Here is an 18,557-nt window from a genome sequence, read left to right as displayed (position 1 = left end):
ATAGAAAGTTATAGGTTTTAGGTGCATTACGTTTAAGGGATAGTCAATAAAATGATAAAATAATATATATTTGTAATTATGTTAATTTTTAAATTAATTATCAAATTGGGGATGAAAAACGTTTGGTATTTGATGAGTAAGAGTTTGAAACACAATATGTTCAATTAAAGACAATATTATTTTATGTTTCAACCTCAACAATTATGAATGAATAATTATGTTGAAAAGAGGTGAAACCTTGCAAATATTTGAAACGATACTTATATTTTTAGCACTTGTTATTGTAAGTTCGCTGGTGCACACAATACTTCCTAAGGTACCGTTGGCTTTTATCCAAATTATACTAGGTATGTTATTGTATGTGACACCAATTCCCGTTGAATTTCGATTTGATTCGGAACTATTTATGGTCGCTTTGATTGCACCGCTACTGTTTGTTGAAGGTGTTAAAGTTTCACGTGTCCATTTGCGACGGTACATAAAACCAGTCTTAATGATGGCGTTAGGACTAGTAGTTACGACAGTTATAGTGGTAGGACTATTTGTACATTGGATTTGGCCAGAGTTACCAATGGCAGCTGCCTTTGCGTTGGCCGCAATACTATGTCCAACGGATGCAGTCGCAGTACAAGCTATAACTAATGGGAAAGTATTACCGAAGGGTTCTATGACAATTTTAGAGGGTGAATCTCTCTTAAATGATGCAGCTGGTATCATATCCTTTAAAATTGCTGTAGCAGCGCTGATTACAGGTGGCTTCTCAATGATTAATGCTGTTGAACAGTTCTTAATCTCTTCAATTGGTGGCTTTGTCGTAGGGTTAATCATAGGTGTTGCGCTAGTTAGATTTAGAGTGACACTGTCTCGTCGTGGTATTGAAAATATTAATATGTTCACATTTATTCAGTTAGTCACACCATTTGTAACTTATATCGTGGCAGAAATGTTCCATGCCTCTGGTATTATTGCAGCAGTAATTGCTGGTTTAGTTCATGGTTTTGAACGTGATCGTATTGCTCAAGCACGTACAAGATTGCAGATGAGCTATAACCATACTTGGAATATTTTAGGATATGCTTTGAATGGTTTTGTATTTTCTATTTTAGGTTACCTAATCCCTGAAGTAGTGGGGCGTATCATTGAAAATGAACCACACAATTTAATTTTCTTAATAGTGGTGACATGTTTAATTGCCTTAGCTATTTATTTATTTAGATTTTTATGGGTTTTTGTTTTATATCCGTATTTTTACTTACCAGTCAGCCCATTCCAGAAAATGATTTCATATAATGAAGATGAAACCAAAGTAAAGGAAACCCCACCTAAACGTGGCATGTATGCTTTTATCATGACTTTATGTGGTGTTCATGGGACGATTTCTTTAGCCATTGCTTTAACATTACCTTATATGCTTGCAGACCATCACTCGTTTACTTTTAGAGATGATCTATTGTTTATAGCTTCAGGCATGGTCATTATTAGTTTAATCGTAGCACAATTTGTACTTCCTGTTGTTACTCCTAACGCTAAGAAACCTAAAGTTGTGGGTATGAATTTCAAACAAGCCCGTGTCTATATTTTAGAAAAAGTAATAGATAATTTAAATCAAATGTCTTCAGTAGAATCTAGTTTTCAATATGGCAACGTAATTAAGGATTATCATGATAAATTGGCTTTCCTTAGAACTGTTGAAAATGAAGATGAAAATACTAAAGAACTTCAAAGATTACAAAAATTAGCATTTGACGTAGAGAACCATACACTCAATAATTTAGTTGAGAATGGCGATATTACTACTAACGTGTTAGATAACTATATGCGTTATACAGAACGGACTCAAGTTTATAAACAAGCTTCATTAATACAACGTATAAAAGTTGAATTCAGAGCAATGATTTTAAAAAGAAGGATTAAGTATAAAGTAAAAACTAATGCGGCATCTCCGTTATCCATAATTGATAACTTACAAGAGATTTCAAATGTGATGCGTACAGTTCACTATCGCGTTGTGAGCCGTTTAGCAAAAGAAACAACTGAAGATAATAAATTAGAAGTCGGTATGATTTGTGATAGCTATCTTCTTCGTATAGATAACTTAACACCTTCTAATTTCTTTAATCCTAAAAATGAAAATTCAATAACAAAAATTAAATTACTTGCACTTAAAGAGCAACGTCGTATTTTAAATCAACTTGTTGAAGATGAAGAAGTAAGTGAAGTGACAGCATTAAAAATCCGTGAAGCAATAAATTACGATGAAATGATTATTGTAGATAGTCTGACGGATTAAATTATATGGAATATATTCATACTGTCGACAAAGTCTCCGACTTTGCTGGCAGTTTTTTTGTGCACGCTTTTCGCGCGGGCGCTGCTATAGCCCGTAGTTTTCGGCTAGTGCACTTCCTACAAGAGTCCGACTAAATGACTGTCAATATTACACTGAAAAGATGATAATATATAAATTAACCAGTAGCGGTGTTGATGATATTGAAAAAACGCTGATTTTGGTTTAAAAGTTTAGTATTATTTTGAAAAATAGCTATACAAATATAAATAAACAAACCTTAGGACTATCACCTAAGGTTTGTCTACGTTCTGAGCTGTTGCCATCAAAGGGCGCTGCTTTTTTATGAAATCTATGATTTGATTTAGCAAAATATAACTATGTTCTTATTTAAAAAGTATTATAAAAATCTCCATCAATGGGGGGAGGAACCGACCATTGATGGAGTTAGGGAGATGATTTAAGGCTTGAATACCACCATGCCGTACGCAATTAGGAGGAAAGCTGTACGGCATGGGACTATTCACCTATGACCTAGGTTAAATAGCCCAAACCATTTATTCCATGCTGCCGTGAACAGTTTCGATATTTGATTTCATCATATTGTAATAAGAGTCACCTTTTGATCCTTCTTGACCAATTGAATCAGTAAATACTTCACCGTATATATCTTTATTAGTTTCTTCACTTAAGCTTTGCATACTCTTCTTATCTACGCTTGTTTCAACAAGGAGATGTTTTAAGTCATGATCTTTTACGAATTGAATCGCTTGCTTCATTTGTTCTGGTGTACCTTGTTTTTCAGTGTTTATCTCCCAGATATAACCTGGTGTGATGTCATATTGTTTAGAGAAGTATTTAAATGCACCTTCACTTGTAATCATGGCTCTGCGTTCTTTTGGTATATCATTGAATTTTTCATGACTCTCTTTATTTAATTCTTCTAATTTAGCGATATAATCTTTGCTGTGCGATTTGATATCATCATTATGTGCTTTATCGTGTTTTAATAAGCTATCTCTAATTGTTTCTACGTATTTTATGCCATTTTCAAGGCTTAACCAAGCATGTGGGTCTTGTTTACTTTCATCGCCTTCAGCACCGTTTAAGTATAATGGTTTTACTTTATCAGACACTTTTACTACACTGTCGTCTTTTGCTGACTTACCAGCTTGAGATAAGGCTTTATCAAACCAACCATTACCTGTTTCTAAATTTAAGCCGTTATAAAAAACGATATCAGCATCAGTTAACGCTTTAATATCTTTAGGCTTAACTTCGTATTCATGTGGATCTTGGCCTATTGGTACGATGCTGTGAATTTCCACGTTTTTACCGCCAGCGTTTTTAACCATGTCATATAAAATAGAGTTTGTTGTTACAACTTTTAATTTTTCGTTTGAATTTGCACCTGAGCCATTCTTGTCGTTACCACAGGCTGCTAAAAATAGTAAAAATATTAAAGCGATTGATAGTAATTTCTTCATGTTTGTTGTCCTCTCTTTTTAAAAAGTTCTAATTTAGTTAATGCAAAAATAACGATATAAATTAAGAATGCGAAGAATACAATCGTTGCACCACTAGGGATGTTGTAAACGTAGCTGAAATATAGTCCGACAATAGCACTTACAGTACTAATTAGACTAGCTACAATCATCATTGTATGTAATTTTTTAGAAATTAAAAATGCGGCAGATGCTGGTGTTATAAGTAAAGCTACCACCAGTATAATACCGACAGTTTGAATGCTTGCTACAGTTACAAGAGATAGTAATAGCATTACAAAGTAATGAATTAATGTAGTATTTAAGCCACTCATTCTACTGAATACTGGATCGAAAGTTGAAACCATTAAAGGTCTATAAAAAACAATAATTAATAACATTACTAAAACTCCAACAACGATAGTTGACCAGAATGTGACTTGTGTAACTGCGAGTAAATTACCGAATAAAATATGATAAAGATCGGTTGTACTATTGATTAAACTGACTAAGATAATCCCTAAAGCTAAAAATGCAGTATAGCTAATGCCGATAGCTGCGTCGGATTTGGTTTTACTATTTTTAGTAATAAAACCAATAAAAATACTTGCCACCATCCCCGTTGCTAAAGCACCAATAAACATAGGTATATTGAATAAAAATGATAGTGCTACACCTGGTAGTACGGCATGGCTCATGGCATCTCCCATTAGTGAAAGGCCTCTAAGAACAATGAGAGAGCCGACTGTTCCACATACAATACCTACAACAATTGAAATAATTAGTGCATTGCTTAAAAATTTATAATCGAGTAATTGTTGAAAAAATTCCATTATAAGTTACGTCCTTTCTAAAATACTAGGCAGTTTCATGTTGTGACGGAGCACTTATAAATGTGTTGTTTAAATGCTCAGGTTTCATAGCAGTTCTGCTGTCCCCAAAATAACGAATATTTCTGTTTAAAAGAATGACACGATCAAAATATTCATCAGTTTTTGATAAATCATGATGTACAATGAGCAGTAATTTTCCGGATTCTTTTAGAATTCGTAATTGTGACATAATGATTTGTTCACTGTGAAAGTCAATGCCAACAAAAGGTTCATCTAATAAATATAATGAGCTATCAGTCATTAAAGCACGAGCTACTAGCACACGTTGTAGTTGTCCACCACTCAGTTCTGAAATTTGACGATGACGTAAATCTTTTAACTCTAAGGTATCCATTAATTGATTTAACCTTTGTTTGGTTTCGGAATTTACCCATTTAAACCACCCTATATCCTTATATGCACCTGACATGACTACATGTTCCACATTGATAGGAAAATCTAGATCAATATGTGCTTTTTGTGAGATATAAGTTATAGATTTTAAATCATTTTGTATGGGATCACCATTTAATTGGGCTTTGCCTGTCGATTTAAATTCTCCGATAAGAGATTTAATTAAAGATGATTTCCCAGCTCCATTAGGACCCATAATTCCAATTATTTCACCATTAATAGGAATGGATAAATTAACATTTTGTAGCACATGTTTATTTCCTAATGTAAGATTCAAATTCTCAATTTCTAACATTTTCATCCTCCTTAATAATAATTTTAGGCTAACCTAATTTCATTTATAATATACCATGAACTTTTAGCGTGTCAAGTCGATTCGTGATACAATAAGATGAATGACTTGAGAGGTGAGATAATGCTAACTGAAGAAAAGGAAGATTATTTAAAAGCAATTTTAACGCATGATGGTGACCATTCTTTCGTTTCAAATAAAACACTTTCCCAATATTTAAACATTAAACCACCTTCTGTAAGTGAAATGGTTAATCGTTTGGAAAAGTCGGGATATGTAGAAACAAAACCTTATAAAGGTGTCAAACTTTCTGAAACTGGTTTAACTTATACTTTAGATATAATTAAACGTCATCGTTTATTAGAATTATTTTTAATAAAAATTTTGCAATATAATTGGGAAGAAGTGCATCAAGAAGCAGAGGTATTAGAACATAGAGTATCTCATTTGTTTGTTGATCGTTTAGATAAATTATTGGATTACCCAATCACGTGTCCTCATGGGGGCGTGATACCAAGAGAAAATCAATATAAAGAACTATACACAACGAATCTATTGGCTTTTGAAACTGGTGATATAGTAACAATTAAAAGAGTTCGAGATAGAACGGACTTATTAATTTACTTATCAAGTAAAGCCATTTTAATAGACGAGCAAATAGAAATTATCAATAGAGATGATACCAACAAAGTGATTATTGTTAAAAAAGGTGATCAAGTTACGGTATTAAGTTATGATAACGCTGCACATATCTATGCAGAAAAATGATGGTGTAAATTGAGCTTTGACATATAACGTACTCAAACAAGCACCTCCATTTTATGAAGTTGTTTAGACGATTGATAATGATAAAATCCCTCCAAAGTAATCATTAAAAAATGAAAACTTTGGAGGGATTTTTATTTGTATATTTTATGGATGCACTTTCCTTGTTTTTAATGCATGATATCAGTAATTACAATGACACTGTTGTACTATTTCAGTAACCAATATAACTAGGTTTTAGGTTGTAAAATAGGCATGAAATAATTGATAAATAGTAAATAGATTGATGGCTATCCAAATAGCACTAAATACAAATGTTGGAATATAAGTTAGTGATTTTAGTGTTGAGCCATCCCAAGTCGTTGGTTGACGTGAAAATGTTAATTTAAAAATAGTCCATGAAGATTGGATAACTTCACCTAAAAGTACACCTAGAATGAAATGATAAGTGATTGCTACAATGTAAAACATCATGAGTTGATTATCGCTTTGGAACAAGAAATAAAGCAAAGCAAATAACAATATTACAATGATAATGGGTAATAGTTTTCTGGAAGTTAATATTAAAAAATATATGAAAATGATTAAGTACGCCGTAATAAATAAACTAGGGTATTGTGAATCTAATGCCCAAAAACCGATAAATAACATTAGTGGTGGCATAACATATCCACCAAAAGTGGTTATGGCTTGTCCTAGGCGTGATTTTGATTGAGTAATAGCGAAACCTTGTTGAGAAGTTTCTATACGCTCTGAAGGTGAGGAAACAATCACCAAATCTTTAGCTTTGCCGCCACTTATTTTATTAAATAAGATATGTCCGAATTCATGTGTTAATACAGGGATGTAATTAAAGTATATATCTAAAATTTGATTGATTGGTTTGTTGCGATAAGAATGAATCAATACATATATTAAAGCTATAAACACGACCCAGTATAAATTGAGTTGTATTACAGAGCTAAAAAATGATTGTAAATATGACATAATATAACCTCGATTTTAATTTTCAATAACCGTTTTTATAGAAAGTAAAAACAGTCATAGCGCAATATTAAGTATAAAGTAAATTTTGAAATAAAGCATTTGGACTTTGGATGTAGATTTAGAATATAAAGATGATTAGTGCTTATTTATATTATATGGATAAATCATAATGTGTTAATATAACAAGCATAAACTATAATGATAAAGCGCTATAAATGAGTTAGGAGATTCCAAAACATGACGGAAAGCAACAAAACAAATAAAGTGAATGTGTTATCTGTATATTTTGATAACGTTACTCTAGAGGAAATGCAAGGCAATATTAAACAATTTTTCTTAACATCAAGTTCTAGAAATTTATTTATTGTAACTGCAAATCCTGAAATTGTAGATTATGCTACGGAGAATGAGAACTATAGAAATTTAATAAACCGTGCAGATTATGTAGTACCAGATGGGACTGGCGTTGTTAAAGCCGCGAGAATCCTTAATACGCCTTTAAAAGCCAGAGTTCCAGGTATTGAATTGATGGAAGCATGTTTAAAAATTGCCAATGCAAATCAACAAAAAGTATTTCTACTAGGTGCTGAAAATGACGTTGTTAAAACGGCGCAACATAAACTAGCTGAAAAATACCCTAATGTTATTTTTGATTGCCACCATGGCTTCTTTGATTTATCAGATGAGATGGTATTAAAACAAGTTACTTCTTTTGATCCGGATTATGTGTTTGTTGGTATGGGCTATCCAAGACAAGAACAATGGATAGAACGTCACTCAGATCAATTTAATCAAGCAGTGTTAATGGGGGTAGGTGGCTCAATCGAAGTATTCAGTGGTGCAAAAAAACGAGCGCCTATGGTATTTAGGAAGTTAAATATTGAGTGGATTTATCGCTTGTTAATTGATTGGAAGCGAATAGGCAGAATGAAATCGATACCTAAATTTTTATTTAAAGTAGCTAAAGTTAAATTTAAAAAATAGGGAAAAAGACGCGTCGATTTATAGGTTTGCATGTTGTAAGTCGATCATTAAATGTATTTGTTAATTATACTTTGTTTGTAATTCATTGATTCAAAAGTCTATAAAATATAAAAAGCCCTAGCATTGGATATGAAATCAATGCTAGGGTATTAATCACGTTTTATATTATTTTACGACAAATCTAGAATTGTCTAAATCACTTCTGAATTTCTTTTGTTCTGCTTTAGAACGTTTTTTAAAGTCGTTTAAGAATTTTTCATATTCAGGTAAGACTTCATCTAACTCACCGAATTGTTTCAGTTTGCCAGCTTCTATCCAAGCAATCTTAGTACAGAATTCTCGTACTTGTTTCATATTATGACTCACAAAGAATATAGTTTTACCTTGTTCTTTGTATTCAAAAATTTTATCTAAACATTTTTGCGCAAAAGTTTGGTCACCAACGGATAAAGCTTCGTCAATAACCAGGATATCTGGGTTGGTTGTAATGTTAATTGAGAAGCCTAATTTAGCGCGCATACCACTAGAATATTTTTTAACAGGTTGGTATATGAATTCTCCTAATTCACTGAATTCAATAACTTCAGGTGTTAATTCTTTGATTTGTTTTCTAGTGAATCCCATGCATAACATTTTGAACTCGATATTTTCAATGCCTGTTAGTTGTCCATTTAGTCCTGCGTTAATCGCAATCACACTTACATCGCCATCACGCTTAATACCACCATCAGTAGGGGATAGAGATCCACCAATCATATTACTTAAGGTAGATTTTCCTGAACCGTTGATACCAACTAATCCAATCACATCGCCTTCATACGCTTTTAAAGACAAGTTATCTAAGGCGTAAAATGTTTTGTTTTTATGAAAAGGGAGTAAGACATCCTTTAAACGTTCTTTATTATTACGATAAATTCGGTACTCTTTAGTTACATTTTCAATGTTAACGGATACATTCATGATTTTACCTTCCTTGTTTACAGATAGTACTATTATATTATACATTATATTAGTTGTTAAATTTATAAACCTATTGTAAAGTAAGTGAGTATAATTTAACGGAATTAATGCTTATACAGTTGTTAAATTTTACTGAATAAAAATTATAAAATCAACTATAACGACGAAATTTAAAAATATATAAAGTGCGATAGCTATTATTTAGACTTATATCAACAATTATTTCATTATTTAGTATACAAAAGATTCAACTTTTTAACACTTTTTTAAATAACTATTTCCGAAAGTTACTGAAAGTTGTTATGATAGTTAATAAAGCGTATATTGAAATTGAATATAATAGTGTCATAAGTAAATTGTGATAAGCAAATCGATTGAAAGTGTGGTTTATTTAAATGAATGCAGTATGGGTAGTATTTAGAGAGCATTTTAAAAATTTCTATCTAATACAAAGACTAGCACAGTTCCAAGTGAAGATTTCTAATACAAATAACTATCTCGGTATGGCTTGGGAGTTAATTAATCCAGCTATGCAAATCATGGTTTATTGGTTTGTATTTGGTCTTGGTATTAGAAGTAACGATCCTATAGATGGTGTGCCATTTATTTACTGGTTACTCGTAGGTATCAGTATGTGGTTCTTTGTTAACCAAGGAATTTTGGAAGGTACTAAATCAATAGCAACGAAGTATAACCAAGTAGCGAAGATGAATTTTCCGTTATCAATCATACCTTCTTACATAGTAATGAGTAGGTTTTACGGTCACCTTGCACTACTTATTGTAGTCATTTTATTATGTATGTTGGCAGGTTACTATCCAACGATATACACGTTGCAACTTTTCTTATATGTACCATTTGCATTAATATTAACAACTGCAATAGCGTTGTTTACATCGACGTTAGGAGTGCTTGTAAAGGATACGCAACAGGCAATTCAAGCGCTCATGAGAATGGTATTCTTTGCATCATCTATTTTAATTGTGCCTCCAGAAGGCATTGTAAAAGAAGTAATGAAATTGAATCCAATATATTATCTAGCTGAAGCATATCGTTCTGCTGTGTTACATAAAGAGTGGTATTTTATAACGCATTGGGAATTGACTTTGTATAATCTATTAATCATCTTGTTCTTATTTATAGTAGGTTCAATTATGCATATGCGCTATAGAGATCATTTTGCAGACTTTATGTAATGAGAATATTGGAATGAATATGTTTGAATAATGTTGTAGTGGGAGTAGGGCAGAAATCAATTTTTTTGAAAATGATTTCTATATCTACTCCCGTTTTTTTTATTTTCTTCTAAATTAAAAGTTGTTAAATAGGGTGGTGCTTATAGTTAACGTTTTGTTACAGAACTGGTACGATACTTAAATAACATAAAACTTTAGCTGGTAATCATAAATTTTAAAATTATGTGAGTTGATAGATGCATTAAAATACGTTTTTTAAGATGTGTTGATGATATATCACAGAAAAGGTTTTTCTATAATTTTTTTGGTAGGATAGATATAATAAAAGCTAAGGTAGTTAATAATTAACGGCGGTGAAATGTATTGAGACAAATTATAAAAAAGCTTTATATCATTATTATTAGCTTTTTGAATATGATATATCGAAAGAAAAAAGTGCAAAGTGACCAAATTGTAGTGATGATGACTTTTGCTGAAGATGTGTTACCTATTATTGAAGCGTTAAACCGTAAAGGATATAAGCTGACAGTTATTGGTACAGAAAAAAATCGTAAATATATCCAACATATAGAGAATACAGTGTTTTTACCTGCAGGAAATAAACAAGTATTTAAGCATATCAAAGCGTTGAGTAGCGCAAAAGTGATTGTGATAGATACTTATTATCTGATAATGGGTGGATTTAAGAAGAAAAAACAGCAAACGGTCATACAAACGTGGCACGCAGCGGGTGCATTGAAAAATTTCGGATTGACAGATAGACAAGTTGACTTATCAAATAACAAAATAGTTCAACAATATAAAAAAGTTTATGACGCAACAGATAAGTATATTATTGGTGGTGAACCAATGGCGTATTGCTTTCAAGAGTCATTTGGAGCAAATGAAGAACAATTTTTAAGAACTGGATTGCCGAGGTTGGTACCATACGCGAGGTTGGATGTTGAACAAAGACAACAAGAATTGAAACAACAATATGGAATAAATGGCAAGGTAGCTGTTTATGCCCCTACCTATCGAGAACACAAGCAGGCTAACCGTGAGATAGATAAACAGAAATTCGAAGCAAAGTTACCAGAGTATACATTATTGAGCAAATTACATCCTTCTATTGCCACAGAGCAACAGACGACAATTAACTTGCAATCGTTAATGATATTAGCAGACGTGATTATAAGTGATTACAGTTCACTAGCAATTGAAGCGAGCATCTTACAGAAACCCACACTTTTTTATGTTTATGATGAAGCGGATTATAATCACACCCGTGGATTGAATGTATTTTATGAAAAAATACCAGAGGCATATAAGGCATATAGTGAGGATGAATTAATGCATAAGTTATATGAAAAAAGTTACGCGCCAGCGCTATTGTTTGAAGATTGGCATGAATATAATACAAAAGATAGTTTGACGAGTATAGTTAATGAAATTGAAAAGATGGTGAAAAAATGAAAATTTCAATAATCATTCCTGTGTATAATGCAGAAAAAACAATTCGTAGAGCAATTGCATCGATTGATACAAAGCAAAATTATGAAATTATATGCATCAATGATGGTTCGGAAGATGATAGTAAGTTTGTATTAGAACAATTGCAAAAAGAATATAAAAATATAACGATTATCAACCAAGAAAACCAAGGTGCGGCAGCTAGCAGAAATGTTGGTATTGCTAATATGTCAGGAGACGTTTTTATGTTTTTAGATGCTGACGATGAATTCTTACCTAGTAGAATAGATTTTATGGCTGATTATTATCAACGAGATGAAAATGTAGATATTGTTATCGGACAAATTGCAAGAGAACACAATGGCGACTGGCAAACCATTTATTCTCACGAAGTAATCAAGAAATTAGATACTGTAAATATTGCTCAATGTCCTGAAGTGATGCAATCAATTGGTCCCGGAGCTAAAATGTTTAGCGCAAAATTTGCTGATTTAAGATTCGATGAAGATGTTGTTTTTTGTGAAGAACATACTTTTATTATCCAAGCATACAAAAAAGCACGTGATATTCAATTATTGCCAGATATCGTTTATGGCTACAATGAGCAAGCTGGTTCAATAACTGATCAACTTGCGAATCAATTTGTATCTTATATGCGGGATGCAGAAAAAGTTAGGGCACGTGTAATGGATACATTATTGCTAAGAGAAGCAAGAGTCTATTATAGTTACCGTATGGATGAATTGATTGTAAGTTATCTGATTCAAGCATATGTCGGACAGCATAAAACCGTTACACAACAAATGTTAGATCTTGTTATCTCATATATTAAAGAAATGCAAAAAACAGATTATGCTGGTGAAGCATTTTTTGGAATAATTAAAGTGATTGAACAAGGTAGTGTGAAATGGAATAAAACTTTATATTATCAGTGGAGAGATGCATTGTTAAGTGTTGGTATTGGGAGACCTAATTATTATCGTTTTAAAGTGGAAGTGCTACCGAGACGCGCAAAATTTAGAAGTAAAATGAAATTAAAACAAATTTTGAAAAGATGAAAATAGTCAGAATTCGTAAACTAAGATTTAATATGCTATAATTTTTAAAAATGTAAATATTAAATTAATATTTTGTTAAGGAGCATATGCTAATGAAACGAGTTATTACTTATGGAACATATGATTTATTGCATTATGGCCATATTGAATTATTAAGAAGAGCGAGAGAAATGGGCGATTATTTAGTCGTTGCACTCTCAACAGATGAATTTAATCGTGTTAAAAATAAAAAATCTTATTATAACTATGAACAAAGAAAAATGATGTTAGAATCAATTAGATATGTCGATCTTGTTATCCCTGAAAGTGGTTGGGGACAAAAAGAAATTGATGTTGATCGATATGAGATAGATACATTTGTTATGGGCCACGATTGGGAAGGCGAATTCGACTTCTTAAAAGATAAATGTGAAGTCATTTATCTAAATCGTACTGAAGGTATCTCTACGACTAAAATTAAAAAAGAACTTTATGGTGATAATGAGAAATAGCTTTGCTGTTTGATAAATTATTTATTGTGAAGTGTTTTGAGAAGCTAGGTTACAGGAATTTGGGGTCGATACCCGTTGATGTAATCTAGCTTCTTTTTGTTATTGTGTGTTCATTTGCGATTAAGACGTGTATTGAGTATGAACTGTTTAAAAGGTTTATTTAGATGCGGTTGGGAAACAAGTAGGTATTTAAGGGCAATTTATTTTTCTTATTGATTCGTTTAGTTTTGGTATTAAGAAAAGAGGATGTGAAAATAAAATCAAAAATTCGATTTCATCTTCACATCCTCAATATGTTTGAGCAGTTACTACCTAGTTATGAGTAGTAGTTATATTAAGTTCGTTTTGCGTGAGTATAATTTTAATTGAAAAGGAGCAGTACTTAACAATGTAACCATCACTTGAATGATGATTATTTCTTTTTATTTGATTTTTTTCTGATTAAATCAATGATTAGATAAATAATGATTGCGATGGCTGCAATAATGAGTATTGTACCTAATAAAGTTAATATAGGATGCTCATCCCAAGATGATTTTACAACTGTTGTTGCTTGATGCACGAGTGGCTTGTTGACGTCAACTGAAGGTGAACCATATTTACTACTAATAAACTCACGGTCATATTCAATGTGTGCTTTGTCATCTTCAATTACCACTTTGTAATCTTTTTTATCAAAATCTTTTGGTAACACGTCGTAGAGATCTTTTTCTACAAAATATGTTTTCCCATTAATTTTTTGTTCACCTTTTGACAATACTTTTTCATATTTATACTGATCGAAAGACATGTTCATTAAAGCATTACCAATCATATTACGTTGCTTTTCTCCACCAAGTTTATCGTAATTACCTGCACCCATAATAGCTTGGTTAATTCTAAAACCATCACGTTTTGTTGTTATTGTATGGTTATAGTCAGCAACATCGCTTGAGCCTGTTTTTAAGCCGTCAGTTCCTTCCAAACTCATATCTGCACCTTCAAGCGAATGGTTAAAAGTATAATATGTCACACCGTGTTGTGTAGGTGCTAATTGCTTAGTGAAATCTAATATTTTCGGCGTGTCTTGAACGGCACGTTGCGAAAGTATACCGAAGTCTTTGGCAGTAGATGTATTATCATTTTCATTTTTATACTTTTTAGGAACAAAGTCACGAAGTTGGTGATTTTCTGCACCTGTTGGATTTACAAAATGCGTATTTTCCATTCCTAATGCTTTTGCTTTTTTATTCATTTTATCGGTGAAGTCAGAAAGATTGCCTGAGACTTCTTTTCCTAAAATGAGTGCAGCTGCATTACTTGAGTTTGAAACCGTGATTTGAAGTAATTCTTTAATAGTATACGTTTCGCCAGGGTATAACTTGGTATTGCTTAATTCTGGTAAGGTAGACATACGGTAGTGTGTATCCGTAATTTTTACTTTATCGTTTAAAGATAACTCGCCTTTATTGACCGCATCAAGCGTAAGATACATGGTCATAAGCTTGGTCATTGAAGCGGGGTACCACTTTTTATTCATATTGTATTGATAAAGTAGCTGACCTGTTTGTGCAACATTTACTGCACCCTCAGGTTGATAGGACTCAGATACATTATAACCATATTGATTTGCTGCTTGTGTAGGTGTAACAGTTTCAGCTTCAGCAAAGGGTGTTATAATTGTACCAGTGAAGAGTACAGTTATAAATGTCAAAATTAACTTTCTCATAATTACATTCCCTCTTAATATTTTGAGTTTTATTGCAATAGAAGTATTTTAGCATATTGTAAAGTTTAAATAAAATACATTCATGAAATTATTGTAATTATTGCATTGTCAAAAATGATTGTAAAAAATAAAATTGTGTTTGCTTGGAATTTAACGCATTAACCATTATAATGTTATTCTGCTCAGATTCATTTTTAGCATTATTTTAAAAAGATAAAAATATAAAAAATAGAAGAGGTAAAAATATGAAGCAAGAAAATCCATTATTCTATTTATTTAAAAAACTGTCATGGCCTGTTGGCCTTATCATTATTGCTGTATTTATTTCTTCATTGGGTAGTATTACTGGACTTCTAGTCCCATTATTTACTGGGAAACTGGTAGATAAATTTTCCTTTGATAATATGAACTGGATGTTTGTTGGAGGCTTTATTTCAATATTTATTGTTAATGCACTACTTAGTGGTGTGGGTTTATATCTGTTAAGTAAAATTGGGGAAAAGGTTATATACGCGATTAGATCGGTATTATGGCATCATATTATCCATTTAAAAATGCCATTTTTTGACCGAAATGAAAGTGGCCAATTGATGAGCCGACTGACGGATGATACGAAAGTGATCAATGAATTTATTTCTCAAAAACTTCCTAATTTATTACCATCAGTATTAACAATTCTAGGTTCGCTGGTTATGTTATTCATTATGGATTGGAAGATGACATTAGTCACATTCATCACTATTCCAATTTTTGTGTTAATCATGTTTCCATTAGGCAAAATTATGGAAAAGATTTCTAAAAAAACACAAGCTGAAATCGCTAATTTTAGTGGTTTATTAGGTCGTGTCTTGACAGAAATGCGTTTAGTGAAAGTTTCACATACAGAAGACTTAGAACTAAATAATGCACATAAAAACTTAAAAGAGATTTACTTTTTAGGATTAAAACAAGCTAAAATTACTGCAGTAATTCAGCCTATTTCAGGCGTAATTATGTTACTTACAATCGCGATTATATTAGGGTTTGGTGCGATTAGAATTTCAACTGGTGCCATCACAGCAGGCACACTGATTGCTATGATTTTCTATGTTATACAATTATCAACACCACTGATTAATCTTTCAACGCTTGTTACAGATTATAAAAAAGCTGTAGGTGCAAGTGGTCGTATTTATGAAATTATGGAAGAACCTACGGAAGCATTCCATATAGAACAAGAAGATAAGATTACTGATGGTAGTTTGGTATTTGAACAGGTTGACTTTAAATATGGAGTTAAGCCAATTCTGAGTGATGTTAGTTTTGAAATACCTCAGAGTAAAGTCACTGCATTTGTAGGTCCTTCAGGGTCAGGAAAGAGTACCATTTTTAATATTATTGAGCGGATGTATGATATTGATCAAGGTGATATTAAATATGGTGATAAGTCCATTTATGACATTGGGTTAGGTGAATGGCGCGACAAAATAGGCTACGTTATGCAATCAAACTCAATGATGAATGGTACGATTAGAGATAACATATTGTATGGAATAAACCGTGAAGTCAGTGACGAAGAACTTATCCATTTTGCGAAATTAGCGAACTGTCATGAGTTCATAGAACAATTTGAAGATGGCTACGATACAATGGTTGGTGAACGAGGATTGAAATTATCTGGTGGCCAACGTCAACGCATTGATATTGCTCGTAGTTTTGTCAAAAATCCAGATATTTTATTATTAGACGAAGCTACAGCTAACTTGGATAGTGAAAGTGAAAGAAAGATTCAAGATGCACTAGAAGAATTAATGGAAAACCGTACAACTGTAGTGATCGCACATAGATTGTCTACTATTAAAAAAGCAGAGCAAATTATTTTCGTAGATGCTGGTAAAGTAACTGGTAAAGGTACACATCAAGAATTGATTATGAAACATGAGAAATACCAACAATTTGTTAACACACAGAATTTGACGAAATAAGAAAAAGAGTAAAAAGTAAATGATGACGATAGTTGTGTAGGCGTTTTCATAGTGAAAGGCGAATGTTTAAGCTTAGATTGTGTACAAAAAGTGACGTTTATCGAACTATAAAATTGTTATTTTATATAAAGTACATGCATGCTATAATTATTGTGAATTATTAATAAACAGTGTTTTGAGAAAGTATAAATTAATTACAAAAATGAATTAACAAAACTAGGGATTAGGAATAATTAAGGTAAATGCATGGTTCAATGCTGTCTATGAACGAATGATTGTTTATGTCAGTAATATGCATTTACCTTTATTCTTCTGAATACATAGCTACATAAATTACTTTCAAAAATTCATTGTTATCAATGATTTTAATAAGAAATGGTGGGTGTATTATGTTTTTAGTGATTAACATAATTGGATTGTTTGTGTTTTTAGGGATTGCAGTATTATTCTCTCGAAGCAAAAAGAATATTCAATGGAAATCAATTGCAATATTAGTTGTATTAAACTTATTTTTAGCTTGGTTCTTCATGTACTTTCCGTGGGGAAAAACTGCAGTACAAACATTAGCTAATGGTATTTCTTGGGTGATTGATTCCGCACATGCAGGTACAGGATTTGCTTTTTCTAGCTGGGTAAAACCAGGCGCAATGGACATGGCAGTAAGTGCATTATTCCCAATATTATTAGTTGTTCCGTTATTTGACATTTTAATGTATTTCAATATTTTACCTAAAGTAATTGGTGGTATTGGTTGGGTTTTAGCCAAAATCACACGTCAACCAAAGTTCGAATCATTCTTTGGTATTGAAATGATGTTTTTAGGTAATACAGAAGCATTAGCAGTTTCGAATGAACAATTAAAACGTATGAAAGAAACTCGTGTGTTAACGGTGGCGATGATGTCTATGAGTTCTGTATCTGGGGCTATTGTAGGGGCATATGTCTCTATGGTTCCAGGTGATTTAGTATTGACAGCTATTCCATTAAATATAATCAATGCGATTATCATTTCATCTATATTAAATCCAGTTACGGTAGAAGAAAAAGAAGATATTATTTACACGATTCAAAGTAATGAATTAGAACGTCAACCGTTCTTCTCGTTCTTAGGTGATTCAGTATTAAACGCAGGTAAATTAATCCTAATTATTGTAGCGTTTGTTATTAGTTTCGTTGCACTATCAGATTTAATTGATCGATTGATTAATTTACTTACAGGCGTCATTGGCGGTTGGGCAGGTATTAAAGGTAGTTTTGGTTTAGATCAAATACTTGGTGCGTTTATGTATCCATTTGCGTTATTGCTTGGTTTACCATGGGATGAAGCGTGGATTGTTGCACAGCAGATGGCTAAAAAAATTGTCACTAATGAATTTGTTGTTATGGGACAGATTAAAGATGTTGTTGAATCTTATTCGCCACATAGACGTGCAGTCATTACAACATTCTTAATTTCATTCGCGAACTTCTCGACAATCGGTATGATTGTAGGTACTTTAAAAGGAATTGTAGATAAGAAAACATCAGATTTCGTATCACAATATGTACCGATGTTATTACTTGCAGGTATTTTAGTATCGTTGATGACTGCAGGATTTGTTGGATTATTTGCTTGGTAAACTTTAAATATTAAAGTTAAGTTA

At 32.1% G+C, this 18,557-nt stretch carries 15 protein-coding genes; 9 read left to right on the top strand and 6 right to left on the bottom strand.

Translation table 11 applies throughout. The annotated features are described in order from the left end of the window. Positions 1-238 precede the first annotated feature (238 nt). Positions 239-2,290: a cation:proton antiporter gene (locus D9V42_RS07105; RefSeq protein ID WP_107554539.1), complete on the top strand. Its 2,052-nt coding sequence runs from the start codon at positions 239-241 to the stop codon at positions 2,288-2,290. A 554-nt stretch (positions 2,291-2,844) separates the two neighbouring features. Here the strand turns inward: D9V42_RS07105 and mntC are convergent. From mntC to D9V42_RS07090, 3 genes are read right to left on the bottom strand one after another with little or no spacing between them, the layout of a single operon-like run. Beyond that, on the bottom strand, positions 2,845-3,774 hold the full coding sequence (mntC, locus tag D9V42_RS07100) for a manganese ABC transporter substrate-binding lipoprotein MntC (protein ID WP_107554538.1): 930 nt from the start codon (positions 3,772-3,774) through the stop codon (positions 2,845-2,847). Further along, entirely contained in the window at positions 3,771-4,604 is an 834-nt protein-coding gene (locus D9V42_RS07095) for a metal ABC transporter permease (RefSeq protein WP_017722625.1), read from the bottom strand. The genes mntC and D9V42_RS07095 overlap by 4 nt, the downstream gene beginning before the upstream one ends. Before the next feature lie 25 nt (positions 4,605-4,629). Continuing rightward, on the bottom strand, positions 4,630-5,352 hold the full coding sequence (locus D9V42_RS07090; RefSeq protein ID WP_122064144.1) for a metal ABC transporter ATP-binding protein: 723 nt from the start codon (positions 5,350-5,352) through the stop codon (positions 4,630-4,632). Between the two features lie 120 nt (positions 5,353-5,472). Here D9V42_RS07090 and D9V42_RS07085 point away from each other — a divergent pair, with 120 nt between their 5' ends. Then, a complete protein-coding gene (locus D9V42_RS07085; protein ID WP_107554536.1) occupies positions 5,473-6,117 on the top strand; it encodes a metal-dependent transcriptional regulator in 645 nt (214 codons plus the stop codon). A gap of 234 nt (positions 6,118-6,351) precedes the next feature. On the opposite strand, the gene D9V42_RS07080 is transcribed toward D9V42_RS07085, so the two are convergent. Next, positions 6,352-7,101, bottom strand: coding sequence for a M50 family metallopeptidase (locus D9V42_RS07080; protein WP_107554535.1), 750 nt, complete (start codon positions 7,099-7,101; stop codon positions 6,352-6,354). Between the two features lie 237 nt (positions 7,102-7,338). Here D9V42_RS07080 and tarA point away from each other — a divergent pair, with 237 nt between their 5' ends. Beyond that, entirely contained in the window at positions 7,339-8,085 is a 747-nt protein-coding gene (gene tarA / locus D9V42_RS07075) for an N-acetylglucosaminyldiphosphoundecaprenol N-acetyl-beta-D-mannosaminyltransferase TarA (RefSeq protein WP_107554534.1), read from the top strand. Positions 8,086-8,250: 165 nt separating this feature from the next. Here the strand turns inward: tarA and tagH are convergent, their stop codons facing one another. After that, positions 8,251-9,045, bottom strand: a complete 795-nt coding sequence (tagH, locus tag D9V42_RS07070; protein ID WP_029377784.1) for a teichoic acids export ABC transporter ATP-binding subunit TagH — start codon at positions 9,043-9,045, stop codon at positions 8,251-8,253. Between the two features lie 395 nt (positions 9,046-9,440). On the opposite strand from tagH, the gene D9V42_RS07065 reads away from it, so the two are divergent. From D9V42_RS07065 to tagD, 4 genes are all read left to right on the top strand, one after another. Next, complete coding sequence (locus tag D9V42_RS07065) at positions 9,441-10,241, top strand: ABC transporter permease (RefSeq protein WP_107529833.1); 801 nt, start codon at positions 9,441-9,443, stop codon at positions 10,239-10,241. A gap of 363 nt (positions 10,242-10,604) precedes the next feature. After that, positions 10,605-11,696, top strand: coding sequence for a teichoic acid glycerol-phosphate primase TarB (gene tarB, locus D9V42_RS07060; RefSeq protein WP_122064141.1), 1,092 nt, complete (start codon positions 10,605-10,607; stop codon positions 11,694-11,696). After that, a complete protein-coding gene (locus tag D9V42_RS07055) occupies positions 11,693-12,751 on the top strand; it encodes a glycosyltransferase family 2 protein (RefSeq protein WP_122064139.1) in 1,059 nt (352 codons plus the stop codon). Before tarB ends, D9V42_RS07055 begins: the two co-directional genes overlap by 4 nt. A 92-nt stretch (positions 12,752-12,843) precedes the next feature. After that, positions 12,844-13,242: a glycerol-3-phosphate cytidylyltransferase gene (gene tagD / locus D9V42_RS07050; RefSeq protein WP_017722614.1), complete on the top strand. Its 399-nt coding sequence runs from the start codon at positions 12,844-12,846 to the stop codon at positions 13,240-13,242. Between the two features lie 412 nt (positions 13,243-13,654). Here the strand turns inward: tagD and pbp4 are convergent, their stop codons facing one another. Then, positions 13,655-14,950, bottom strand: coding sequence for a penicillin-binding protein PBP4 (gene pbp4 / locus D9V42_RS07045; RefSeq protein WP_122064136.1), 1,296 nt, complete (start codon positions 14,948-14,950; stop codon positions 13,655-13,657). Positions 14,951-15,195: 245 nt separating this feature from the next. Between pbp4 and D9V42_RS07040 the strand changes: the two genes are divergently transcribed. Next, complete coding sequence (locus D9V42_RS07040) at positions 15,196-16,914, top strand: ABC transporter ATP-binding protein (RefSeq protein WP_107554530.1); 1,719 nt, start codon at positions 15,196-15,198, stop codon at positions 16,912-16,914. A 389-nt stretch (positions 16,915-17,303) separates the two neighbouring features. Further along, positions 17,304-18,533, top strand: a complete 1,230-nt coding sequence (locus tag D9V42_RS07035; RefSeq protein WP_107529839.1) for a NupC/NupG family nucleoside CNT transporter — start codon at positions 17,304-17,306, stop codon at positions 18,531-18,533. Positions 18,534-18,557 lie beyond the last annotated feature (24 nt).

Source organism: Staphylococcus pseudoxylosus, assembly GCF_003697915.1.
Classification (GTDB): Bacteria; Bacillota; Bacilli; order Staphylococcales; family Staphylococcaceae; genus Staphylococcus; species Staphylococcus pseudoxylosus.
The sequence above is the reverse complement of the archived record's forward strand: the minus strand, read 5'-3'. Positions and strand labels throughout refer to the sequence as shown.